General features: G+C 48.8%; 19 protein-coding genes, 1 riboswitch and 2 other annotated features. Of the genes, 2 read left to right on the top strand and 17 right to left on the bottom strand.

The window, feature by feature from the left end; genetic code table 11:
* Nucleotides 1–15: 15 nt before the first annotated feature.
* From LRL21_RS05170 to LRL21_RS05150, 5 genes are all read right to left on the bottom strand, one after another.
* Complete coding sequence (locus LRL21_RS05170) at nucleotides 16–1,020, bottom strand: molybdopterin-binding protein (protein WP_240414700.1); 1,005 nt, start codon at nucleotides 1,018–1,020, stop codon at nucleotides 16–18.
* The gene (mog, locus tag LRL21_RS05165; RefSeq protein ID WP_076235493.1) at nucleotides 1,010–1,510 is read right to left on the bottom strand and encodes a molybdopterin adenylyltransferase; all 501 of its coding nucleotides are present in this window, start codon (nucleotides 1,508–1,510) and stop codon (nucleotides 1,010–1,012) included. Before mog ends, LRL21_RS05170 begins: the two co-directional genes overlap by 11 nt.
* 41 nt (nucleotides 1,511–1,551) lie before the next feature.
* Complete coding sequence (gene moaC / locus LRL21_RS05160) at nucleotides 1,552–2,034, bottom strand: cyclic pyranopterin monophosphate synthase MoaC (protein WP_240415079.1); 483 nt, start codon at nucleotides 2,032–2,034, stop codon at nucleotides 1,552–1,554.
* A gap of 99 nt (nucleotides 2,035–2,133) precedes the next feature.
* Nucleotides 2,134–2,769, bottom strand: coding sequence for a 5-formyltetrahydrofolate cyclo-ligase (locus LRL21_RS05155; protein WP_240414699.1), 636 nt, complete (start codon nucleotides 2,767–2,769; stop codon nucleotides 2,134–2,136).
* A 220-nt stretch (nucleotides 2,770–2,989) separates the two neighbouring features.
* Entirely contained in the window at nucleotides 2,990–3,781 is a 792-nt protein-coding gene (locus tag LRL21_RS05150) for a helicase-related protein (RefSeq protein WP_275900631.1), read from the bottom strand.
* 288 nt (nucleotides 3,782–4,069) lie between these two features.
* Between LRL21_RS05150 and LRL21_RS05145 the strand changes: the two genes are divergently transcribed.
* Nucleotides 4,070–6,034 carry an ABC transporter ATP-binding protein gene (locus LRL21_RS05145; RefSeq protein ID WP_240414697.1) on the top strand — a complete coding sequence of 655 codons (1,965 nt, stop codon included), beginning with the start codon at nucleotides 4,070–4,072 and terminating at the stop codon, nucleotides 6,032–6,034.
* A gap of 59 nt (nucleotides 6,035–6,093) precedes the next feature.
* Here LRL21_RS05145 and LRL21_RS05140 read toward each other — a convergent pair whose 3' ends face one another.
* From LRL21_RS05140 to LRL21_RS05115, 7 genes are all read right to left on the bottom strand, one after another.
* Nucleotides 6,094–8,586: a hypothetical protein gene (locus tag LRL21_RS05140; RefSeq protein WP_240414696.1), complete on the bottom strand. Its 2,493-nt coding sequence runs from the start codon at nucleotides 8,584–8,586 to the stop codon at nucleotides 6,094–6,096.
* Between the two features lie 333 nt (nucleotides 8,587–8,919).
* A complete protein-coding gene (locus LRL21_RS05135; protein WP_338044579.1) occupies nucleotides 8,920–9,504 on the bottom strand; it encodes a hypothetical protein in 585 nt (194 codons plus the stop codon).
* A 5-nt stretch (nucleotides 9,505–9,509) separates the two neighbouring features.
* A complete protein-coding gene (locus LRL21_RS46190; protein WP_338044578.1) occupies nucleotides 9,510–9,755 on the bottom strand; it encodes a class I SAM-dependent methyltransferase in 246 nt (81 codons plus the stop codon).
* Between the two features lie 174 nt (nucleotides 9,756–9,929).
* Entirely contained in the window at nucleotides 9,930–11,564 is a 1,635-nt protein-coding gene (locus LRL21_RS05130; RefSeq protein WP_240414695.1) for a 2-isopropylmalate synthase, read from the bottom strand.
* Between the two features lie 94 nt (nucleotides 11,565–11,658).
* Nucleotides 11,659–11,978, bottom strand: a binding site (T-box leader).
* Nucleotides 11,979–12,023: 45 nt separating this feature from the next.
* Nucleotides 12,024–12,321: a binding site (T-box leader), on the bottom strand.
* Nucleotides 12,322–12,471: 150 nt separating this feature from the next.
* Nucleotides 12,472–13,869: an NCS2 family permease gene (locus LRL21_RS05125; protein ID WP_240414694.1), complete on the bottom strand. Its 1,398-nt coding sequence runs from the start codon at nucleotides 13,867–13,869 to the stop codon at nucleotides 12,472–12,474.
* A 182-nt stretch (nucleotides 13,870–14,051) separates the two neighbouring features.
* Nucleotides 14,052–14,152: riboswitch (purine riboswitch) on the bottom strand.
* A 297-nt stretch (nucleotides 14,153–14,449) separates the two neighbouring features.
* Nucleotides 14,450–15,988 carry a glutamine-hydrolyzing GMP synthase gene (gene guaA, locus LRL21_RS05120; protein ID WP_240414693.1) on the bottom strand — a complete coding sequence of 513 codons (1,539 nt, stop codon included), beginning with the start codon at nucleotides 15,986–15,988 and terminating at the stop codon, nucleotides 14,450–14,452.
* 152 nt (nucleotides 15,989–16,140) lie between these two features.
* Nucleotides 16,141–16,569 carry an Lrp/AsnC family transcriptional regulator gene (locus tag LRL21_RS05115; protein ID WP_240414692.1) on the bottom strand — a complete coding sequence of 143 codons (429 nt, stop codon included), beginning with the start codon at nucleotides 16,567–16,569 and terminating at the stop codon, nucleotides 16,141–16,143.
* Between the two features lie 128 nt (nucleotides 16,570–16,697).
* On the opposite strand from LRL21_RS05115, the gene LRL21_RS05110 reads away from it, so the two are divergent.
* Nucleotides 16,698–17,444, top strand: a complete 747-nt coding sequence (locus tag LRL21_RS05110) for an MBL fold metallo-hydrolase (RefSeq protein ID WP_240414691.1) — start codon at nucleotides 16,698–16,700, stop codon at nucleotides 17,442–17,444.
* A 100-nt stretch (nucleotides 17,445–17,544) separates the two neighbouring features.
* On the opposite strand, the gene LRL21_RS05105 is transcribed toward LRL21_RS05110, so the two are convergent.
* From LRL21_RS05105 to LRL21_RS05085, 5 genes are all read right to left on the bottom strand, one after another.
* Entirely contained in the window at nucleotides 17,545–18,984 is a 1,440-nt protein-coding gene (locus tag LRL21_RS05105; RefSeq protein ID WP_240414690.1) for a polysaccharide deacetylase family protein, read from the bottom strand.
* A 121-nt stretch (nucleotides 18,985–19,105) separates the two neighbouring features.
* Nucleotides 19,106–20,275: a serine hydrolase domain-containing protein gene (locus LRL21_RS05100; protein ID WP_240414689.1), complete on the bottom strand. Its 1,170-nt coding sequence runs from the start codon at nucleotides 20,273–20,275 to the stop codon at nucleotides 19,106–19,108.
* Nucleotides 20,276–20,371: 96 nt separating this feature from the next.
* Entirely contained in the window at nucleotides 20,372–20,836 is a 465-nt protein-coding gene (gene bcp / locus LRL21_RS05095; protein WP_240414688.1) for a thioredoxin-dependent thiol peroxidase, read from the bottom strand.
* Between the two features lie 111 nt (nucleotides 20,837–20,947).
* The gene (locus LRL21_RS05090) at nucleotides 20,948–22,243 is read right to left on the bottom strand and encodes a serine hydrolase domain-containing protein (protein ID WP_240414687.1); all 1,296 of its coding nucleotides are present in this window, start codon (nucleotides 22,241–22,243) and stop codon (nucleotides 20,948–20,950) included.
* Between the two features lie 246 nt (nucleotides 22,244–22,489).
* Nucleotides 22,490–23,278: an ABC transporter permease gene (locus tag LRL21_RS05085; RefSeq protein ID WP_240414686.1), complete on the bottom strand. Its 789-nt coding sequence runs from the start codon at nucleotides 23,276–23,278 to the stop codon at nucleotides 22,490–22,492.
* Nucleotide 23,279 lies beyond the last annotated feature (1 nt).

Genomic DNA, 23,279 nt, shown 5'->3' with positions numbered 1-23,279 from the left:
GTTTATCTTAGCAAATTAACATCCGTATAATCCGCCATAGCCCATTTCCGTAATATCGGCCCGGACAATTGTTTCTCCAGCACATATACGCGGCAGCAGCACGTCAAAGGAGGTATAAGGATCATGCATCACACAACCAGGCAGCCCCATAATCGGCACCTCACCCAAATAACCGATCAGCAGCATCGAGCCTGGCAGCATAGGGGTTCCGTAGCTGACAATTCGTGCCCCGGCCTGCTTGATAGCACCAGGCGTCCGGTCGTCGGGGTCAACGGACATTCCGCCGGTTACAAGAATCAGATCAGCCTTCTGCTCTTCCAGAAAATAGCGGATCTCGCGCACAATCGTGTCGCTTTCATCAGGGGCCAGCCGCTGTTCGATGACCTCGGAGCCGAGCGCAGCTACTTTTTCGCGTACGATAGGACCAAATTTATCTTGAATACGGCCCTTGAAGACTTCGCTGCCGGTCGTGATCAGCCCTACACGAAGAGACCGAAATGGCTTGACTTCGATCACGGATGCTAAAGCACTTGCCGCTAACGATTCCACCTGTTCGACCTTTGCCGTTTCGACCACAAGCGGAATCACTCTGGTTCCACTAAGCGATTGTCCGGGCTTAACGACCGTATTCGTCTTGATCGTTGCCAGCACGATCTGTTCGATCGCGTTGATGGCATCAACAGCTGTCTTGTCGATTTTGGCCAACCCATGAATCGCCGCTTTTAGATTGATTTTCCCCTCATGAGGAGCAGTCAGCTCCAAATTGGGTCCAGCAACGGCGTTCGCCATACGAAGTGCCGCTTCATCCTCATGCAGCCACCCCGGTTGAAGATCGAGCACATAAATATGCTCCTTACCAATATTTAATAAAGCAGGAATGTCCTCCTCACGGACAACATGACCTTTTGTAAACAAGCGGCCTTTGAATTGCCCAGGAATGATTTGCGTCAAATCATGTGCCAGTACCAGCCCAATAGCCTCTTCCACTCTGACTTCCCGCAGCATTGCTTCAGGTTTCATTGCCATGATCTCCTACAAGGCCGGTCAAAATGCCAAGTGCATGCGGCAATTGGCCCATGATTGCCTCCAAATTTTCAGAGACACCCTTGGGACTTCCCGGCAGGTTAATAATGAGGGTTCTGCCGCGCAGCCCGGAAACCGCTCTGGACAGCATCGCTTTGGGTGTTTTTTGCATAGAAATCATACGCATTGCTTCGGCAAAGCCCGGGGCCTGTCGATCAATTACAGCAAGAGTCGCTTCCGGTGTTACATCTCTTGCAGCAAGACCGGTTCCTCCAGTCGTCAAAATCAGATCGACCTTGAAGTAATCGGTCATTTCTATCAATGCAGCCATAATCTCATCTTTCTCGTCCGGTACGACCCGATACTCAATGATTTCTCCATTGATTTCTTCTTCAATCAACTCACGAATGACCTGGGCGCTCGTATCTTCCCGCTCTCCTCGGAAACCTCGGTCGCTTGCGGTCAAAATCGCCACCTTCCAACGCATAAGCTTACTCCTCCCCATGGCTCCATTGTAACGTATAGTTATTAAGAATCAGTGTCATTTCTATGAAAATCGCCGCTTTTACCACCTGTTTTGCTAACCAGCAGCGTAGGGCCGATGATCATTCCTTTTTCCGCTGCCTTACACATATCATACACGGTGAGTGCAGCCGCCGAGACAGCGGTCAGTGCCTCCATCTCAACGCCGGTCAGGCCCTTGGTCCTGACACTTGCTTCTATGTATAATTCATTCATTCCATTATCGGAGAAGCGGACATCTACACCCGTCAAGGATAGGGGATGGCACATCGGAATCCAGTCGGATGTTTTCTTGGCAGCCATAACCGCCGCAACCTGGGATACCGCCAGAACATCTCCCTTCCCAATCCTTCCTTCTTTGATCAGCTCCAGCGTGGACGGCTGCATCGTAACGGTTGTCCGTGCGGTAGCGACGCGGCTGGTCTCCTGCTTGTCCGATATGTCGACCATCCGGGCTCGACCCTGTTCATTAAAATGGGTTAACGGCATTGGCTCGGTCACATGGAAAGACTCCTTTCGATTCAGATGATAGTAAAGAGCGGCGAGAAATAAAGACACATCATCAGACAGATCAATTACAATCGTGCTTTAAGTCGATTTTGTTGTTTTGGGTGCACGTATCGTTCTCGCTTCCGTAATCAACTCATCCAAGCGAAAATCGAACAGCCCCATAGGAACTTCCTGAATAATTTGAGCGTCAAAGGCGCCAGCAATAATATAAGGCTTCGTATATCCTGACCGGACATATTGCTGCATGAACCGATCGTAGTAGCCTCCGCCGTAACCCAGCCTTCCCAAATGGGAATCAAATGCCAAGCCCGGTACAAGAACCACATCAATATGTCGGATATCGATCGAATGCTGCGGTGTATCAGCCGCTGGCTCCGGTATCCCATATTTCCCTTTTTCGAGATCGGAATAGGAGCGAATTTCATACAGCTTCAGCTTTTGCTCTGGCTGCACCTTGGGGATAAGCACACGGTACTCTCGGGCCCAACACGACTCCATAATCGGAGTGATATCGACCTCAGACTTAATCGGCATATACGTAAATATCGTGGGCTTTCGGCCCAGCTTCGTACGTGATTCCAAAACCTCATCAATACGGCGTAGCATCAGTTCATTAATGCGTGCTGATTTGGTGCTGCGTTCAGTCGGCGTCAGGCCATTTCTTTGCGCCTCGGCCCGGCGTCGCAGCTCTATTTTCCATTCTTTGATATTCATGGCAAGGCCTCTCCTTGATGGTTCGCAACGTGATTAACATCATTCTAACATATCATGAGAAGAAAAACAGTATTCGGTGTCAGCAGGGTGGATTGCCCTTATCACAATCCGGCATTTTCCGCTCATTTGCTGCCGCTTACCATTGGATCGTACTGCTGGTCATAACTGACAGCCTCTCGAATCCAACATTTCTACAATTCGCATAACCTGTACATCGGACTCAGCTGCGATTACGCTTTCTCGTTCGATAATCGTCGAGAGATAACAGCTTGGAGGTTGCTTCCTGTGATGCTGGTGCAGCCGCAACTTCCATAGAAGCCTGCGCCTGAAGTGTGGGCAGCAATGCCTTCCAGGCAGGGGCCCCCTGCTTAATAGACGGCAGCGAGGCTGCAGCGCCTGAATCCAGGGAAGCAGGGTTTCCAGGACGCTCATCAATGACAGCAGCTTCGATAATCGTGTAGTCACAACCCTGCTCGCTTAAAAATCGCTGTCTTTGTGTGGCATAATTCTGCTCCTTCGTATCTCTGGTAACAACCGAGTATATGCAGGCATGGCCACCGTCCGACTCAGGATACACATGACGAATTAGCTGCTGTGACTCTTCCTTTTTTGAACCGAATGATCCCGATACTTGAATCATCACATACGCGTCAGGTATATCGATAGTTGATTTGGCGGCCTTGAAGACAATCAAGGTTTGAAGCTCACCTTGCCGGAATTGCTCATACAGCTCGTCACGCTTACGACTTGCCATTTTGCCTGTAATGAGTGGTGCATCGACTAACTGAGCGATCCGCTCCAGCTGGTTCAAATATTGCCCTAGCACGAGCACTCTTTCGTCCGAATGCTTGCTCAGCAGCGATCTGACGATATCCACTTTTCTTGAGGCCTCAGCCGCAATCCTTTCCTGAGCTCTCGCTTCAGATAACGCATATTCACTGCGTTCCTCCTGCGTCAGTTCGACTCCTATTTCCGTAAACTCGATCATAGCAATCCTCCCTTCCTTCTTCAGCTAAACGGTGGGTATAACCCGACTGCAAATCCCTTTTCAACAGAGATGAGTAGGCTATATTTTAACATAAACGAGAGGCTATCAAAAGAAAACGCAGCAAGTGTCCTTAAAGCTTACAAGCTGAAAAATAACCGCGAACATGATACACTGGTATAGGTTGTTCAAAAAGTCATCGTGGGATCACGAAACGCGTTTTCTAAGCACACTTGTACGATTTGGTGCTGACTAAAGGACCTTTGGACATATTTTATTACAAGATACGCTTTTAACCATTTGGGAGGATTATGTATGCTGCTGCAAGTATCAGGAATATCGAAAAGCTACGGCATTTCCGCTGTGCTTTCAAATATATCGTTGCAAATTGAGGCTCGTGAACGGATTGGACTGGTCGGTGTTAACGGCGCCGGCAAATCAACGCTGCTGCAAATTATCGCTGGTGAAATGTCTTATGACTCGGGTGAGCTGTTCAAGGCCAAGGAAACGAAAATTGGCTATTTAAAGCAGAACAGTGGTCTCATGTCGGACCGTTCGATCTGGGAAGAAATGAAAAGCGTATTCACGCATTTGGAGGAAGCCGAGCAGGAGCTCCGTCAGCTGGAGATTATGATGGCCGACCCTGCTGTACTGGCTGATGAGAAACAGACGGAAGACACAATGAAAAAGTATGCCGCACGCTCCGAGTGGTTCAAGGAGCAGGGAGGCTATGAAGCCGAAGCGCGGATTCGCGGGGTGCTGCATGGGATGGGCTTTGGCGATTTTGCACCGGAAACCTCCGTTAACACGTTAAGTGGCGGTCAAAAAACACGGCTGGCCTTGGCCAAGATGCTGCTGCAAGCGCCAGATTTACTGCTCCTGGATGAGCCTACGAACCACCTGGATATCCCTACACTGACCTGGCTGGAGGGCTATTTACGCTCATATTCCGGCGCTATTCTGGTCGTTTCGCATGACCGTTATTTTCTGGATGCCTTGGTTGATGCTATCTACGAAATCGAACGGACGCATTCACGCCGTTACACCGGCAATTACTCCAAATATGTCGATACAAAGCAGGCTGACTATGAGACTCAACTGAAGCAGTTTGAAAAACAGCAGGGTGAGATCGCCAAAATGGAGGAGTTCGTTCAGAAAAATATTGTTCGAGCTTCCACAACCAAACGTGCACAGAGCCGGCGTAAAGCACTCGACAAAATGGACAGGCTTGACAAGCCTATGGGTGATTTGAAAAGAGCCCATTTTACCTTCGAGGTCGAGCAGGCGACAGGCAAGGAAGTGCTGAACGTCCAGCATGTAGCCGTATCGTACGATCAAACCAAGCCCCTGCTAAAGGATGTTTCCTTCCAGCTGCGCCGAGGCGATACCGCTGCCTTGATTGGTCCTAACGGGATTGGCAAATCGACGCTGCTCAAAGCCTTAATGGGTCAGCAGCAGCCATCGCGAGGTATAATCGATTGGGGCTCTAATGTAAAAATCGGATATTATGACCAGGAGCAATCCGGGCTGAATCCGTCCAATACAATCATTGACGAGGTATGGAACGCTTTCTCCCATATTGAGGAGGCTCGAATTCGCAAGGTATTGGGCAGCTTTTTGTTCAGCGGTGAGGACGTGTTCAAAAAGATTTCCTCGTTGAGCGGCGGCGAGAAGGCGAGAGTCGCATTGGCCAAGCTGATGCTGCAAAAAGCCAATGTTCTTATTCTCGATGAGCCGACCAACCATCTGGATTTGTACAGCCGTGAGGTGCTGGAATCCGCTCTTATGGATTATGAGGGAACGCTGCTGTTTATATCGCATGACCGATATTTTTTAAACAAAATGGCTGAATCGATGCTGGAATTGACGCGTGCTGGTGTCACCGCTTATTTAGGTAACTACGACGACTATGTCGAGAAAAAGCAGGAGCTTGCTGAGATCGAACGGCAGCGGCTTCTACTAGAGGCAGCCAAAAGCAAGAGCACCGATGGTAAAGCTGCCGCTGCCAATACCAGTCAACCAGCGGTAGATGCAGGAAGCGGCGGATACGAGTCTGGCAAACAGGCAAAGCGCGAGGACCGCGCACGCCAGCGTAAGCTCGAACAGCTGGAGCAAACGATAGCGCAGCTTGAGGATGAGCTGGCAGCCTTGGAGGCCGAGCTTGCCGAGCCGGAGGTTTTCAATGACTATGTACGCGTGCAGCAGACAAATGAAGCCATCGAAGGCAAAAAAGTCGAGCTTGCTGACTGCTACGAGCAGTGGGAGCAGTTAGCTGAGTAGCTATAAACCTCATTAACTTTATGAATGGGACCGACGATGCTTGCGAAATGCCGCTACGCTCACCCTTTGATGTCATCAAGCCTTAATAACAGCAAGGGAACACTGCCATATATGATCATCGTAGCTGCTGCAACAATACCCGAATCGTTCAGCAGCAGAGCAGCAATCGAACCGATCGCATTGGCTGCACAGCCATGCATCAGATAAGGATAACGCCGCTGCCATTGCTGAAACCGTCCCCGCGGCCGCAGCACCAGAACCGTCATGACCAGGAGCCCCGTGATCAGCACCTTGCTCCAGGCCGATACCATAATCAGATGCCCATTCATATTCAGCTTCCTCATGATGGTCGCACCTATAACATCGAGCCGCCCTTGCCCCAGCGACCCGAAGGCACGGCCGATATGGCTTTGCCCATCGGCCGCAAGTCCAGTGGCTGCACCTGCGTTCAGCAGCCACAAGGCCCCGAGCGCTGCGCCGAGCAGCAGCGCGAGGGCTGGCGCCAGCCGCTTCCAGCTGCGCCAGCCTGCGAGGCGCGCGCCCAGCGCGCCAAACCCCGCCGCCGCGGATAAAGCACCGCCGGCGTTCGTGCCAAGCCCCGGCGCCGCGAGGTAGCCGGTGACGACCGCGCCAACTGCCGCCGCCGGCAGCCAGGCGTTCCGCCCTTCCGTTCGTCCCGCCGCTTGTGCTGGCGGTATGCTGCCTTGGAGGCCGTCCGTATGCCGCCAAGGCAGCGCAGTACCCAGCGGCTTGCGCCGGCGTGTGAGCTGCTGAGCCTGGGCTAGCGCAGTAAGTGCGAGCAGCGCGCTCCCGAGCAGGACGCCCATGAACTCATTGCCGATCCCGTAATAACGAGCCCCTATCATCACATCATAACCAAGTACGGAGCCCTTCATCGCTTTTGCTTCATGCAAGCCATCGTAAAAAATAAGCAGACTCACGATAAGTCCACACCAGAATAAACCAAGCATCATATACTTGGGATGCTTGGCCGCCCATGCCAGTGCTAAGCTTGCACACAGTACAAAGGTGATCATGAGCGCCACAGCTTCCGTTGACGCAGTAGAGGCTGTTGGCAGCCAGCCCATCGCCAGCAGCCCCGCTGGCAGGAGCAGCAATGAAAATAACAATGCCCGCCAAAGCATTTTTTCCTTATCCCGGATAGGTCGAAACGATTTGAACAGCACCGCTATTAATACAAGAAGCATAACAACAATCTCATAGATCGCGAGTCCATACAGCAGGCTGGGGCGAAGCTTGTATACACGCTGCATACGGCCCACATCCTGTAACAAGTGCTCCAGAGCATCAGGCGTAACCTCAGAGGTTATTGGGAAACCGATCATCTCCTTGGGAGTCGCAAGTCCATACGCCTGTAATAAGGTCGGTGCCAGATCAACCAGTGATACAACTCCGCTGCGCCTGGTAGTAGCAGATGTTAACAACCCTTCCTCGCCTGACGGTACATAACGAACAATCGGTGCCAAAAGCGCCTTCTGCTTCAGTGCATCAACATTCACCTGTGGGCTCATTATCCATAACTCCGCAGCTCCACCCGATACAGTATCCACAGAAGCAGCCAGCTGTCCAATGAATTGATCGATCTCCGACAGGATTTTCTGCTTCAACCTCCCGAAAGCAGCTTGATCATAACTGTTTCGTTCCTCATACAGGCGTCCCAAATCACCCAGCTCCATAACAGTGAGGGCGGGTGAGCTTTGTCCTTTCCATTTTTCCATTAACCAGCTGTAATGAGTGGCCACCCCATATGGACGATCATGATTCACCAGCAGCCCTTGACCGCCAACATCTCCATCGGCAACCGTACCCTTTTTATCCATAACAAGCAGTGGTGCATACCTGCGGAATCTCTTATCTATGACTGCTGCAAAATGATTGCCATTATCCCAAGCTTTACTACGGGCATGATCCATATTTCCCCATACACTTAAGCTTACTCCCGCTGCTCGCAGCAGCTCACCCAATTGTCCGGGAGTTGCCTGATACCAATTGGCTGCATTCTTACGGTGAATATTAGCGATTGTTGGGATTATTATGTTTCCATCAGCTTCTTGCCCCGTAAGACGACGATAAAACGGTCCTACCAACTCTTGATCTACGCGTTCACCCTGATTCAGGCTTTGTACGTTCGAATCTGCTTCAGCCCACTGCCCTGCACCCATGGATACATATACATTCTCCAAGCCTTTTGCTGGGGTCCGAATATTCATTGCACCCCATCCAGCGTGAAGCCCAAGTGCCTTCAAATGAGGCATCCATTCCGTTAAGACGGTTTCCTGATCTTCCTTCTGAGGCAACCCCAGCACACCATTGCTTCCTGCCCAGCCTATTTCCATAAAAGATAAACCTGGAATTGAAAGTAATACGATTTGTTTACTTAATGGAGAAAAATGATTCCAACGATTTTCTTGATTTTCCTGCTCCGCAAGTACACAAGTACCCATCGACGAGCAATCGTACACCAGCATGCTAATGAGACATACAATGAACCACTGCCAAAGCATTTTGCTATTTTTCGGCCTTTTCGACAAACTGACCACCTCCCGCCAACCCTTAACGGGAGTAACATCCCCTAAATATTCCCTTTATATGCAATTTATAAAGTAAAAGACAGTTTGTTATTATCCACAATCTTGTCCACAAAACGATACCGTTATATTTACTTAACAATCAATACTTCTATTTCTTATCAACAGGTTTATCCACATTATCCACAGGCTGATTGTGAAAAAGTTATCCCGCTTTGACCAGAAATAGGAGGACAAAAAAACGTTGCTGTACCAGCACTCACACCACTTACCCCCACTATACACAAGGGCTGTGGATAAGTAATATCCACAGCCCTTTTTCCTGATTTTACAATTCTAAATATTCACACATTTTTGACTATATTTTTTCCTGCCAATATACAAAATATGGGATGAAGCACCTAACACATAAGGGTTTTCAGCTGTCCTGAGAAATATGTCGAAAATCTTTTTCATTTCCTCATCCCCACGTTCCTTCCAGTAATTCCATTGGTCCTGTGAGAGCAGGGAACCGATATTGGAGGAACCGATGATTTTTAACGTTTCAAAACCGTGAGTCTCCATAAATGGTTGAATCTCTTCTATGTTATAGTAGTAAGCTCCTGTAAATCTGCCCTCATTCTGATGGTCAAATGTACCGGTTTCCATAAAGCGAATAATCGCCTCAGCCTCATCGTTGGGTTTCCAATTTACGGGTGACAGCAGTGAGCTTAGCACATGGCGTACTCGTGGCATAAAAGCCACGAACACGATTCCATTCATTTCTGTAACCCGGTTCAGCTCCTGCACAGCGGCTACCCGATCCGCTGCCTGCTGCAAATGGTACAACGGCCCGAGCATCAAGGAAGCTGCGAATTGACCGTCTGTAAACCGGCTTAAATCTGTCGCATCAGCAACCTCAAAAGCAGTAAATTGCTCCAACAGGCTTAAATCTTCCGCTTAGTCCTCGCTAACTCAACCAGCTTCGGTGTCAGATCGGTCAGCGTTACCTTGTATCCAAGCTGTGCCAGCTTCATTGCATATTTACCGGGACCCGCGCCATTGTCGAGAACTGCTCCATGACCAGGCAAATATTGCTGAATAAAGTGCCAATTGATGTTGAATTCCAAAGGTTCCCGGTCCAAACGTCCCCATTCATCAAAGGTCTCATAATACTTAACAATCCGGTCCATCGTCCTCACCCTTTCCAATGGCAGTTATCTGGCCAAACGATGAAAGAAGCTCGATGATGCATACTAGCCGCTTTTTGCAGCCGTCAATCGACGTATCATGAACACATAGCCATATTTGTGAGCGACAATCCAGATACGTCGATTCTCCGGCTGCTTCCTTATGTCAGCTTCCACTTACGGAATCGTGATCTCAACGTCCTCGCTGGAAAGATCACCCTGAGCAGCATCTTGGATTTGATGCTCCCGTATCGCCTGATTGCAGGCCGCCATGAACGCTTGAGCCACCGCCATCAATACATCCTGATGTACGGATACACCTCTATAATGATTTCCTTCCACACTTACGGTTACAATCGCCTCACCATTAGCCTGCTCACCTGATGACAGCGAGTACAGCTCCAGATCGGTAAATTGCACATCCAGAGGCAGTGCCTGCTTGATACCCGCAACTAATGCTTCAACAGCCCCATCACCTGTTCCCGAGCATACCAGCTCTTTGCCCAACCGATTGTCCTTAATGATGCAGGAGGACATCCGATGTCCTTCAGTACCTGTCAGAACCTGAGCCTGCACCAGCGTGTAAGGCTCCAGCACCTCATTGACAGTATGACCGATCAGCTCCAGCAGTTGATGATCCTGTACGACCTTCTGACGATCTGCCAGCTCCTTGAACTGCACATACAACGACTCCATCTGCTCGCTCGTCAGCTCCACACCGAATTGGCTGACCCGGTGCTTGATGGCGTGCCGCCCCGAATGCTTGCCCAGAATGATCATGCTGCGCGGTACACCCAGCTTTTCCGGGTCCATAATTTCATACGTATTCCGATTTTTAAGCAGTCCGTCCTGATGAATACCTGCCTCATGCTGAAACGCATTGCGCCCCACTATCGGCTTATTGAAGGCAATCGGGAAGCTCATTGCCCGGCTCACCATTTGTGAGGTGGCATAAATATGCTCGGTACGAACGCCCGTTTCCACACCTAATGCACCTTTACGAGTTTCAATCGCCATAACCAATTCCTCCAACGAGCAGTTGCCAGCACGCTCTCCGACACCATTGACCGTCACCTCAACCTGAGTGACCCCTGCACGAATTGCGGCCAAACTATTGGCTACAGCAAGCCCCAGATCGTTATGGCAGTGGGCACTGTACTCCACCTGCTTGCCACCTCGTACATGATTCATCACTCTGGTGAACATCGCACCGTATTCCTCAGGCATCGCGTAGCCAACGGTATCTGGAATATTGATGATCGTAGCCCCTTCTTCGATAGCCGCCTCAATGATTTCGAACAAAAACTCATCACCGGTCCGCGTAGCATCCATCGGAGAGAACTCGATACGCTCTACAAACTGCTTGGCATAAGCTACCATCGAGCGAGCGATATCGATAACCTGCTGCCGCGACTTGCGAAGTTGAAAGTCCAGATGAATGTCCGATGAGGACAAGAACATGTGCAGCCTTCTCCGCTCAGCGGCCTCAGTCGCACGAATCGCTGAATCGATATCCTCCTTGACCGAGCGCGCAAAGCCGCATATTTCAACGCCATGTATTTCCTGCGAGATACGCTGTACCGCCATAAAATCCCCAGGGCTTGAGATCGGAAATCCAGGCTCGATCACATCAACACCGAGCATAGCCAGCTGTTTGGCGATAACAATCTTTTGCTCTGGGTGCAGCGTGGCTCCCGGTGCCTGTTCGCCATCTCTCAGTGTAGTATCGAATATGCGGACTCTTTTAAAAGAGCTTGATTCTTGGCCTGCTTGCTGAGCCTTCTGGTTTGTTTCGTTGCTATTGGTTGTCATAGATAACGCCTCCTCAGTATAATAAACCGCAATTTTCTTTAATTTTGCATCTGTTTCATCTAATGTCCACGCAAAAAAGACCCATCGTCTCTGTATAAGAGACGACAGGCCTTTGGCTGCCGCGGTACCACTCTTGTTGATTTCCCGAAATAGGAAATCCACTTATGCGCATCGTGTTTAGCAAGGAATGGGCATGAATGGCTGCTAAGCCAATCTCAAGCGTGCACTCTATCGATGCGCTCCCCTATCACGTGGGGATTGTCCGTCAAAGCCTAGGACCATCCAGACTCCAGCTGGATGATGTTCGGCTCCACCGCTCCCGGGCGAGCTTCAAGCCCCTTTTGACTGCGTCGCACCACCCCGCAGCTCTCTGGACAAAAGATAAGCTTTACTACTCCCGTTCTTCGCGTTTACTTGTATGCTGTTTTAGTGAAACTAAAAAGACCTGCCGTCTCTTGTATAAGAGACGACAGGCCGTAGCTTGTCGCGGTACCACTCTTGTTGACCTCAGCTGTTAGCTGAATGTCCGCTTAGAGCACTGATGATAACTCCGGATTGACTGTAACCTCGATCCTGTATATCCTCAGCACAACCCGATCACGGAGGCTACCCGTCAGAACCTAATTCAAGTGCAGCGCTACACCGATTCAGTTCCACCACTCCCGGGCGAGTTTCATTGGCTTCTCTGACTGCGTTGCACCACCCGCAGCTCTCTGGACAGATCCGACCGACTACTGTTCCCGTTCTTCGCGTTTATGATATTGTTTGTTAGTATATTATGCCGGTCAGCAGATGTCAATGCTCAAAAAATAAAAAAATTATAAAAATTTTCACTTAGGTTTGCCCAAACAGCAAAAAAACGGCGCCCCAGGGGGCACCGTAATATATTCCTCAACACTCAATATAATTAGCCTTCGCTGCCGATAAATGCATACCGAAGTACAATCAGCACAGCAAGAACCCACATCAGCCAGTGAACCTTATAGGCACCACTTTCTCTGAAATTGGCAACCGTTGCAAGGATGACATACGTGACAATGCCAAATGAAATACCGTTAGCAATATTGTACGTAAACGGCATTAAGGCAATGGTCAAAAACGCAGGAATCGCAACGACATAATCTTGAAAATCAATATCCTTGACCGATTGCATCATCAGCACACCGACAATAATCAGAGCAGCAGCCGTAGCTGACCCCGGAATCAAAGCAGCAATCGGAGCCAGGAATAAGGCCAGCAAGAAACATACCCCTGTCGTCACCGCTGTCAAGCCTGTTCGTCCACCCTGTGCAACACCCGCAGCGCTTTCTACAAAAGCCGTCACCGTGCTTGTACCAACCAACGCGCCGCCACTGACCGCAACGGCATCGACCATCATCGCTTTACCGACTTTTTTGTTGCCTTCGGCTTTATTTTTCATAAAACCGGCACGGTTCGCCGTTCCCACCAAGGTTCCAAACGTATCAAATAGCTCGACAAACGTAAACGTCGCGATCACCGATATAATTCCGACATTCATTAGCCCCTTAAAATCGAACTGCGCAAAAGCCAGCTTGCTCAGATCCGGCACCCATGTGGTTTTGGCGTCGCCCAGCATGCCGAGATTAACCTGTCCCATGAAATACCCAACTACGGTTGTGAGCAAAATACCAAACAAAATGGCTCCACGTACGCGCAGCACCAGCAATACTGAAATCAGCACCAGACCGATGATACAAAGCACAACGCCTGGATCCTTCAAACTCCCCATATGAATAACCGTTTCAAACGATAATACATCCGTAAACTTGTGCGCAGGAATGTCCTTGCCAGATTCAACAGCTACCGTCATCAGTCCGCTGTTTTTCAAGCCGATGATCGTAATAAACAGACCAATACCGACTGTAATGGCATGCTTCAAGCTATCCGGCACCGCTACTAGCAGCAACTGTCGGACCTTTGTGACGGTCAGCAGAATGAAGATTAATCCGGAAATAAAAACCGCCGCTAACCCCATTTGGAACGTAAACTGGCCTTGGGAGGATAAAATCACTGTCGCAAAATACGCATTGAGTCCCATACCCGGCGCTAAGGCAACTGGAAAGTTAACGAACAGTCCCATTGCAATCGTCATCACACCGGCCGCAATCGCTGTTGCCAAAAACACAGCCATCCAATCCATCCCTGTAGCACCTGAGCCAAACGCACTAAGAATGTTCGGGTTGACCGCCAAAATATACGCCATGGTCATGAACGTCGTTAAACCGGCCATGATCTCGGTGCGTACCGTGGTGCCGTTCTCTTTCAATTTAAAAAATCGATCCATTACCCCAAATCCCTCCAAATGGTTTCTTGGAACAACGAAAAAACTCAGCCCGATTTCTGCTAAGTTCGCAAACAAAGGCAACAACTACCATAATCCCCTAATCCATAACCCGTAAACCTGTTATAAGTCCCTTATTTTGCACAAGGACTCGCTATCGGTGTCGGTTATCTTGAGGATAGGATGGTCATCCTTCGTTTGTTCGTAGCCAGATCATTTACGGTGATCTCGTAGAAACTTCCGGGCCGATTCCCGAAATTATACGAATCGCTATTTTCCTTTTGATAACATTTATTTTAAAAGTGTCCGCCAAGCTTGTCAATTGATTTTCCGAACAATTTTAAGAAAAAATCATCTTCTTGTTCGTTTTTTGTCTTACAGCTTATTTCAGAAAAGATCGTCCTGTGTCCTGATGCATCCTTCACTCCTATTTATTCCTGAGCTTCCATTTTGCCGTAAAAAAAGAGACCCACAGCAACGGGCTGCGGGTCTAAAGTATATATTCTAAAAGGGGGGTTGAGTACTAGTATAGGCTATTTACATGTAAATCAGATGAATATCAGATTACATGTTTATTACAAATTTATTCCCACTCGATCGTAGCCGGCGGCTTGGACGTAATATCGTAAACAATCCGATTGACGTTATCCACTTCGTTAACGATCCGCACCGAAATTTTCTCCAGCACATCCCAAGGAATACGCGCCCAGTCGGCCGTCATCCCGTCAATGGAGGTAACCGCACGAATACCTACGGTGTAGGAATACGTACGGGCATCGCCCATTACGCCAACGCTTTTCATATTAGGCAGCGCCGTAAAGTACTGCCAAATTTCGCGGTCCAGGCCAGCTTTCGCAATTTCATCACGCAAAATCGCATCAGACTCACGAACAATCGTCAGCTTCTCTTCAGTAACCTCGCCAAGCACACGAATCGCTAGACCCGGGCCCGGGAATGGCTGACGCCAAACGATTGCCGCTGGCAAGCCGCATTCCTCGCCAACCTTACGCACCTCATCCTTGAATAAAGCACTCAATGGCTCAACGAGCTTAAATTTCATATCCTCCGGCAATCCGCCTACATTGTGATGCGATTTGATCGTTTGCGCTGTTGCTGTTCCGCTTTCCACGATATCCGTGTACAACGTACCTTGCGCCAGAAATGTGAAATCGTCGAATTGAGCCGATTCCTCTTCAAACACGCGAATGAACTCCGTACCGATCAGCTTGCGCTTTTGCTCAGGATCGTCTACTCCGCTCAGTTTCCCCATAAAACGGTCACGTGCGTCGATTTTGACTACTTTCAGTCCAAATTTGCCGACAAAGGTTTCCATCACGCTTTCTGCTTCCCCTTTGCGGAGCAGGCCATGATCAATAAACATACAAGTCAATTGGTCACCAATCGCTTTATGCAGCAAAATGGCCACAACCGAGGAATCGACACCGCCGCTCAATGCACAAAGTACTTTTTTGTCGCCAACCTGATTGCGGATATCCCGAATCGTGTCCTCGATAAAGCTTTCCATCGTCCAGTTGCCTTCACATCCACAGACCTCATACAGGAAGTTGCGAATAATGTCGTTACCGTAAATGGAGTGGCGTACCTCCGGATGGAACTGTACAGCCAGCAGGTTTTTACCTGGATGGCTCATGGCTGCAATCGGCGCATGCTCTGTACCGGCATCAACCACGAAGCCTTCTGGAAGCTCTACAACATGGTCACCATGACTCATCCATACGGTTTGCTGCTTATCCAGACCTTGTACAAGAAGGCAATGATCGGCAAAATCGACCTCTGCCTTGCCATACTCGCGCTTGGACGCTTTTTCTACCTTGCCCTTCAGCTGATGCGCCATTAATTGCATCCCGTAGCAAATTCCGAAAATCGGAATGCCTAAATCATAGACAGCAGGGTCTACCAGCGGAGAGTCGTCCCCATATACGCTGGACGGACCTCCTGAAAATACGATACCTTTAGGCTGAAGCTGCTTTAATTTCTCAGCAGATGTATTGTAAGGAAGCAGCTCACTGTACACACCCAGGTCTCGAATCCGGCGTGCTATCAGCTGGTTGTATTGGCCACCAAAGTCCAATACCACGATAATTTCATTTGGCTTGTCCATAATTTCCTCCTAAATAGGCTCTAAATCAATAGACATAATTATAAGCTTCCGCCAAGGAAAGGGCAATGCCCCTCCATGAAAATGATGAAAACCACAGCAAAAAGTTAGGTATAACGATGTTTTTAATGGAGAATGCTTATGTTCACGCACCCTTATTTAATTCTGCCTATAGACAGACTGAGTCGATAATTTCCATAATTCAGCAGATCATCCAAAAATTCATTCAGTCTCATATTATCGTCCACAAATATACGCAGCCAGTAACAGCCTTCGCCAGTAATCCGGTGCACTTCCTGCACGCGACTATCCCGCTGCACAAAATCCTGAAAGGTTTGATGGGAAACGGTTGATTTCATGTATACGGTAATCAGGCCATGCAGTGACTTGCCGATTTTCTCAGGGTTCCATTTTAACGTGTAGCCTTCAATGACGCCAAGCTCCTCCAGCCTCCGAACTCGGGTCCCAACTGCCTGTCCTGTTAAATGAACAATTTGTCCGATCTCCTTGTGTGTTCGGGTAGCCTTCTCCAACAGACATTCCAGAATAAGCAAATCCACGTCGTCAATTGTATATGCGTTCAAGCTGAAGCTCCATTCCTTTCATCATGAAAAGGGAATCAGGAATTGTCTTTCACCTGTATATTCCCCAATAGCTCTTATTTCTCTACAATGTGTATAAATCCTTTTTAACTATACTTGGAGGTTATCTGATGAACATACAGCTTATACGCAATGCTACACTTTGGTTGGAATACGGTGGAGAGACCATCCTCGTTGACCCTATGTTCAGTGAGGCCGGAGCAAATCCCCCTATTATCAACACGGAAAATGACAGACGTAATCCACTGGTGCCTCTTCCGGTCCCTCTGGAAAAGCTGCTAAACCCCAGTCTGGTCATTGTAACACATACACACCTCGATCATTGGGACGTGTCGGCTATGGAGAAGCTGTCCAAGCAGATTCCGCTCGTCTGCCAGCCTAATGATTATGCGTCTATGACAGACAAGGGCTTTCAGTGTGTCAATCCAGTTGACAAGGAGCTGCAGCATAACAATCTCACCTTGTACCGCACCGATGGCCGTCATGGCACAGGTGATATCGGTCGGGCTATGGGGCCAGTTTCTGGCTTTGTTCTGCAGGCACCAGGCGAGCCGACTTTATACTTGGCGGGCGATACGATTTATTGCGAAGAGGTCGAAGCTGCGCTTGATACCTATAAGCCTGAGTTCACGGTAGTCAATGCGGGAGGAGCACGATTTGTTACGGGTGATCCCATTACGATGACAGCAGCAGATATTGCTCAAGTTTGCCTTCATTCGTCAAATACGCACGTGATTGCTGTCCATTTGGAAGCGATCAATCACTGTCTGGAAACACGAGCAGACCTTCGATCCCAATTACAAAAAGAAGACCTGACGAATCGCGTGAGCATCCCTCTGGATGGTGAATGGCTGTAACGAACCCTTGTTTTTCTGTGTCGTTCAACAAACCCTTAATAATTTGTGGATAAAAAGGTGTTTAATGTGGATGGATTGTGGATAAGTTGATTTATTCAGGCTACAACCGCAGGTTCATCCCTACATGAACCTTCATTACTCCATCCTCCGAGCCATAGGCTGGGATGCCGATTCCCAGCTTATCCAGCGTACCTCGCAGCGGCACATAAACGGTACCATTCTGCAGTTCCATTTGGGGCAGATGGATCGTCGTTGTGGCGCCGTGGTCGCGTATACGCAGCTCTTGCCGGGCAAAATCATATTCCAGCGTATGCGGCCCATAATGGGCAACAGCTGTTCGCTGCTCACCTCGCCATTGTATGTCGCCACCCAATGACTCCACTAACTGGCGCAAAGGTACCTGATAGTGACCATCCTTGAAACGGTAATGCCCGGCATCCAGCTTAAGACTCTTTCTGCCCAGCAGCACTTCAAGAGGCGCTGCCTGTGAACGTGTAGGATTCGCCAATAATAAACTCCCTTTGGTTCCGACAACGGCTGATGTGGGTACACCACCGACAGTTTCTTGGATAATTGGGCTGGAATCAATAGGATTCACCTGGTCTGCTGCCTGCTGCGTACGTCTGCCCTGTTCGAGCGCAGACATGGCCAGCTCGTGGACTCTGGCCTCAGCCAGCTGTTTCTCATACCCCGCTTCGCTTGATGGGCGCGGCTGCTGTACCTTACCCAAAGCAAAATGCTTCGGCTGTACCGATGGTTGCAGCGCAGCAAACACATATCCTTTTTGCTTGAACAATCGTATAATTTCCGGCAGCGCCTTCACGGTCTGCTCGTGTCCGGTTCCATCGTGCATCAGCACGATAAGCTCATCCTGGAACGGCCCCTTCCGGACGGTCTGGATGATTTCTGCTGCGGGCACGCCAACTCTCTTGGAATCACCGCTGTCGATATGCCAATCGTGCACCTCATAACCCGCCTGATCCAAATAATAAAAGTAAAATGCATCAAAATTGCCGAACGTTCCGCCCGGCGCACGAATCAAAGAAGGCCTGATATCCACAGTCTCAGCTAATATGTCCTCTGTCCGCTCAATCTGCTCCCAAAACGAAGAAAAGCCTTTATACAGCTCACCGTATACATGATTATATGTATGATTGCCAATAGCATGGCCTTCAGCCACCGCTCGCTTTACGAGGTCAGGATAAGCTTCCACCTGCTGGCCCAATACAAAAAATGTCGCCTTAACCTCTTCCTGCTGTAAAATATCGAGTACTTGTCCAGTCAGCTTGCTTGGACCGTCATCAAAGGTCAAATAAACGGTCGGCTGCTGTGGAGCCACGTACACTTTATCCTTCCAGACCCGCTCGCCTTTTTTTAATTTCAGATAAACCTCATGAGAATCCGGCTCCCCCAACGCTGGCTCTGTCTCGGCATAGACACGATGAGAATAACAAAATAAGGCTGCCAAACAAAACAACAAATAACCCAGTACCAACCTTTTGTAATGGGTGTGTGTGCGAGCATGCAGGCCGCTTGGCATTAGAAGTAACCCTCCGAATCATCCGTTATTTTACTAGACTATATGGTTCGGCAGCACAAAAAAGAACCGTACAGCCACAAGTGGCTGACGATTCTATAGTGTTGCTGTTGATGCTCACTGCTTACTTATCCTTCATTTGCTTGAAGCTTGCCATAACGGCGTTCAGATTGTTCACCCCATCCGTATTAGTAGGCAGTGGTGAATCGGATCGAATCGCTCCGACTATTTTCTCCAGTAAAGATTCCGTAACGAACGAGTTGGCTGTACTTGCGGTAAATACCGCAATCAGATTTTGCTTGGGCAGCACATAGATGCGCTGTCCACCTGAGCCCGCAGCATAAAACATATTAATGCGATTTGCCGTTCCTTTGGATTCAATATTTTTCAACCACCAGAAGTACCCGTAGCTGCCAAGTGAACCATCGGCAAATTCCTGATCGTCATGCTTCTTCAACGTAGCTTCAATCCATTTGGTGGAGATAACCTGCTGCTTATCCCAAAGTCCATTGTGCAAGTATAAATATCCGATTTTGGCCAAATCCCGTGCTTTCATATGTACCGAGAAGGCGCCAATATCAATATTTTGTGGATCGGCATACCATTCCACGTCCTTAATGCCGAGCGGCGCGAACAGCTTCTGCTCCGCATATTTGGCCGTTGGCATATTCACAGCCTTTTGCAAAATGGCCGACATCAGATGTGCATTTCCGTTGCTGTAATTAAAGTCCTTGCCCATTTTACCGACCACTGGTTGATCCAGGATATATTTGACCCAGTCATTGCTGTCCACCATTTCATTGGAGGAACGCTCACCTTCATTGTCCCATTTCAATCCTGATGTCATCGTCAGCAAATTTTCAATCGTTAGCGCACCTTTGTCCGGACTGGCTGCAACCGCTTGAGGCAGCACCTCCGACAGCTTTTGGCTCACACCCTTTAACTTACTTTCATCGATGGCGATGCCTGTTAATGCAGAGGTCAAACTCTTAGTGGCTGACAAAATATCCTGTGCTACATCTGGCGACGCATCCGCATTGTAGCCTTCAGCCAGTATATAACCGTTGCGTACCAGCACCAGGCTATGGATGTTGTTCCCTGGAACCTGCTTCATCACATCGGCAAGCGCCGTCGAATCCATCCCCTGAGCCTCGGGAGTGGAACTCTTCCATTGCTCTGTAGGCCAATAATCAGGCTTTTTTAATTCCTGAAGCTGCTTGATGATCTCACGGTCCGAGTATACATCCGCTTTCGTTTCCTTTTGATTCCCGCAGGCGGTGGTAACAGCAAGCATTACCATTACCACCACCAACGTACAGGCAGCTATATATCGGCTCTTACTCGAAAGATACCTCATCTCTCTACCGTCCTTTATGTATGTAATAATAACTTATTCTTCTGCCGCTTGAAGAACTTCGGTCACATGATTTTTAATCTTCACCTTGCGCCACTCCTTAACCAAAACACCCTGTTCGTCGATTAGGAACGTTGAACGCACCACGCCCATATATTCTTTCCCGTACAGCTTCTTTAGCTGCCATACACCAAACAGCTCACAGACCTTATGGTCAGGATCAGACAGCAGTTCAAAAGGAAGATTATACTTGGCAATAAATTTATGATGAGATTTCAAATCATTCGGACTGATTCCCAATACAGTTGCATTCAAGGCATCAAACGCTCCGTTGGCATCTCGGAAATCACAAGATTCCTGGCTGCAGCTTGGTGTCAGATCAGCCGGATAAAAATAAATAATAAGTTTTTTCCCCAAATATTGCCGGGGGGATACAAGCTCGCCGCTGCTCGAGGGCAATGTAAAATCAGGGACCTTCTGTCCCACTTCAAGCTGTGACACTCTTTTATCCACCTTTCCTATGTACGAAGCTTGCTACTGTACAAACCCATTCTATGTGCAAACCAGGATAACCGATATTGGCTATCCTGAGCTGTGAAGTGCTTATATCTATTATTCCGGCTTGTCCACCATTGCCTTAAAGGCTTGCAGTGCAGCAGCAAGGCGTGCCTCTCCCGCAGCATTAGCAGCTAATGGCTGGTTCGATTTGACCGCCATGGTCGCTTTGAACAGCATGCCTTCTGGCATGTAGTCTTCCTTCTGGTTATTGCCTGTAAAAGCCATAATCAGATTTAAATCGGGCACTACGAAGATGCGCTGTCCACCCGAACCTGCTGCATAAAAAGCGTCATGGTCAAGTATTGCACTTCCCGAATTCGAAACCGGCTTTAGCCACCAGAAGTATCCATAGCCACCTCGTGTGCCATCTGCGTAATTTTCAGCCACACGCTGCTGAACGGAGGCCTCAACCCATGAGCGCGGCACAATTTCCTTGCCTTCCCATTGACCTTTTTGCAAATACATGAATCCAAACTTGGCCATATCCCGGGTTGTAAGCTGTAATGACCAAGCACCAATTGAAACTCCTTGTGGATCAACTCCCCAGGAAACATTCGTAATGCCGAGCGGGTCGAACAGCTTGGATTTGGCATACAGGCTGATCGGTACACCCAGCGCCGTCTGCAACATACCGGACATCAGATGCGCATTGCCATTACTGTAGTTGAATACTGATCCTGGCTGGCTCGTTACAGGCCGCTCCAAAACATATTGCAGCCAGTTCGGTGAATCCGCCATTTCATTGGAGGAACGCTCACCTCTATTGTCCCATTCAAGCCCAGATGTCATCGACAGCACCTGTTCGACCGTTATATTGCCCTTAGCCGCATCTCGCTCTATACCAGGAAAAAAGTCCTTTAGCTTCTGATCCACACCCGTAAGCACATGCTCGCCTATCAGCATCCCTGTAATCGCGGATGTCACGCTTTTGGTAACGGAATATAGCGGCTGCCGCGTGTCCGCATCCACTGCCTGATTATAACCTTCCGACAGTACATATCCATCCCGAATCAAAACGTAGCTGTGCACATTGTGGTCCTTGAACTCCTCGACCATTGCTGCAATGGACGCCGAGTCAACTCCATGCTCCTCAGGCAATGCAGTTTTCCAGCCCGTTGTTGGCCAGTAATCCGGTGGCAGAATGCTTTCCATTGACTGTACAACCTTTTGCCCCGAATAGGCTGTCGGTTCCCCCTTGGCAGGGGTCTTACTACAGGCAGCAGTAGTCAACAATATCCCGCTTAGTAAACAAATTGCAGCTGTACGCAGCCCCACCAACGACCGACGGCCTCCATTTTCGGAAGCTCTTGTGGATCGACGGCCTTTTTTCTCTAATTTTGTATCCAGCATCCCGCTTCCCTCCAAATCCTTTCTCTATAGGTTCATTATGTAGGGTTATGTATTTCTGTCCAGATTAGTCATGAACCCCTCATTATAGAACTATAGGCCGAATTTATGAAGAAAGAATGATGCGAAGCTGAATATAACCTGAATTTTACATTAAAATATTTCCAAATGTACGCATGTACATTTCCGTTGCTAAAAACTACCTTCCCCACCGTTCAGGCAAAGAAGGTTGTTCAGAAGCGGCTACATTTACGATCCAGCTCCGCGGTAACGCTTGACACCAATGTTCCAAACCGTCAAACCGAATGCCAGGAACACCAATCCAACAAGCGGTGTCAGCAAAGCAAAACCTCCCCAGTTTGCACGATCCAGAAAATACGCAGCCGGGAAAAACCCGACAAAACCAAACGGCAGTACCCAGGTCAGCAAAAACCCCAGCAGCCTGTTGTAAATCGTCATCGGATACCGTCCATAGTTCTGCAAATTGTAGATCAACGGTAAAATTCCGGTTGGAGAGTCCGAGAAAAACGAGGTGGCGATAAAGAAAATGTAGATGCCCCCGTAAATCATGATTGACCCGGCCACCAGCACAATCAGCACCAAAGGATCATACCAGGAAAGAGTTAGACCCAAATGCGACCATGAATACATCATAATCAAAAAGCCGGTCAAGGCGCTGAACAAAGAGGACGGATCCATATTTTCCAGCATAAGCTGCACCAGATTGTAAGCGGGCCGAGTCAAAATTCGATCCATTTCCCCCTTTACAATGTATCTTTCCGTAAATCCCCACAAACTGAAGAAGGCGCTGAATATACCGAACGGAACCATAAAGTAACCGTACACGAATAAAACCTGCTGTTCATTCCACTCGCCAATCAGCTGTGTATGCTGAAACACCACCAGTATGAAGAACAAATTCAAACCATTAAACAATAGATCAGACAATACTTCAATCCAAAAATCCGAACGGTAGCTCAGACGGGTCTTCATATAATTTTTCAAATAATCAAGCACCAGGCCTGTATAAAATGCCATA

This window comes from Paenibacillus periandrae, from assembly GCF_022458865.1.
In the GTDB taxonomy this organism is placed as follows: domain Bacteria; phylum Bacillota; class Bacilli; order Paenibacillales; family NBRC-103111; genus Paenibacillus_S; species Paenibacillus_S periandrae.
Note: the sequence above shows the minus strand (reverse complement) of the source record. Positions and strands in the feature narration are given on the sequence as shown.

Excerpts from the sequence above, each read along its gene's own strand:
- LRL21_RS05170 (WP_240414700.1), bottom strand. The coding sequence starts at position 1,020 with ATGAAACCTGAAGCAATGCTGCGGGAAGTCAGAGTGGAAGAGGCTATT.
- mog (WP_076235493.1), bottom strand. The coding sequence starts at position 1,510 with ATGCGTTGGAAGGTGGCGATTTTGACCGCAAGCGACCGAGGTTTCCGA.
- moaC (WP_240415079.1), bottom strand. The coding sequence starts at position 2,034 with ATGCCGTTAACCCATTTTAATGAACAGGGTCGAGCCCGGATGGTCGAC.
- LRL21_RS05155 (WP_240414699.1), bottom strand. The coding sequence starts at position 2,769 with ATGAATATCAAAGAATGGAAAATAGAGCTGCGACGCCGGGCCGAGGCG.
- LRL21_RS05145 (WP_240414697.1), top strand. The coding sequence starts at position 4,070 with ATGCTGCTGCAAGTATCAGGAATATCGAAAAGCTACGGCATTTCCGCT.
- LRL21_RS46190 (WP_338044578.1), bottom strand. The coding sequence starts at position 9,755 with ATGGACCGGATTGTTAAGTATTATGAGACCTTTGATGAATGGGGACGT.
- LRL21_RS05130 (WP_240414695.1), bottom strand. The coding sequence starts at position 11,564 with ATGACAACCAATAGCAACGAAACAAACCAGAAGGCTCAGCAAGCAGGC.
- LRL21_RS05125 (WP_240414694.1), bottom strand. The coding sequence starts at position 13,869 with ATGGATCGATTTTTTAAATTGAAAGAGAACGGCACCACGGTACGCACC.
- guaA (WP_240414693.1), bottom strand. The coding sequence starts at position 15,988 with ATGGACAAGCCAAATGAAATTATCGTGGTATTGGACTTTGGTGGCCAA.
- LRL21_RS05110 (WP_240414691.1), top strand. The coding sequence starts at position 16,698 with ATGAACATACAGCTTATACGCAATGCTACACTTTGGTTGGAATACGGT.
- LRL21_RS05105 (WP_240414690.1), bottom strand. The coding sequence starts at position 18,984 with ATGCCAAGCGGCCTGCATGCTCGCACACACACCCATTACAAAAGGTTG.
- LRL21_RS05100 (WP_240414689.1), bottom strand. The coding sequence starts at position 20,275 with ATGCTTGCTGTTACCACCGCCTGCGGGAATCAAAAGGAAACGAAAGCG.
- LRL21_RS05090 (WP_240414687.1), bottom strand. The coding sequence starts at position 22,243 with ATGCTGGATACAAAATTAGAGAAAAAAGGCCGTCGATCCACAAGAGCT.
- LRL21_RS05085 (WP_240414686.1), bottom strand. The coding sequence starts at position 23,278 with ATGGCATTTTATACAGGCCTGGTGCTTGATTATTTGAAAAATTATATG.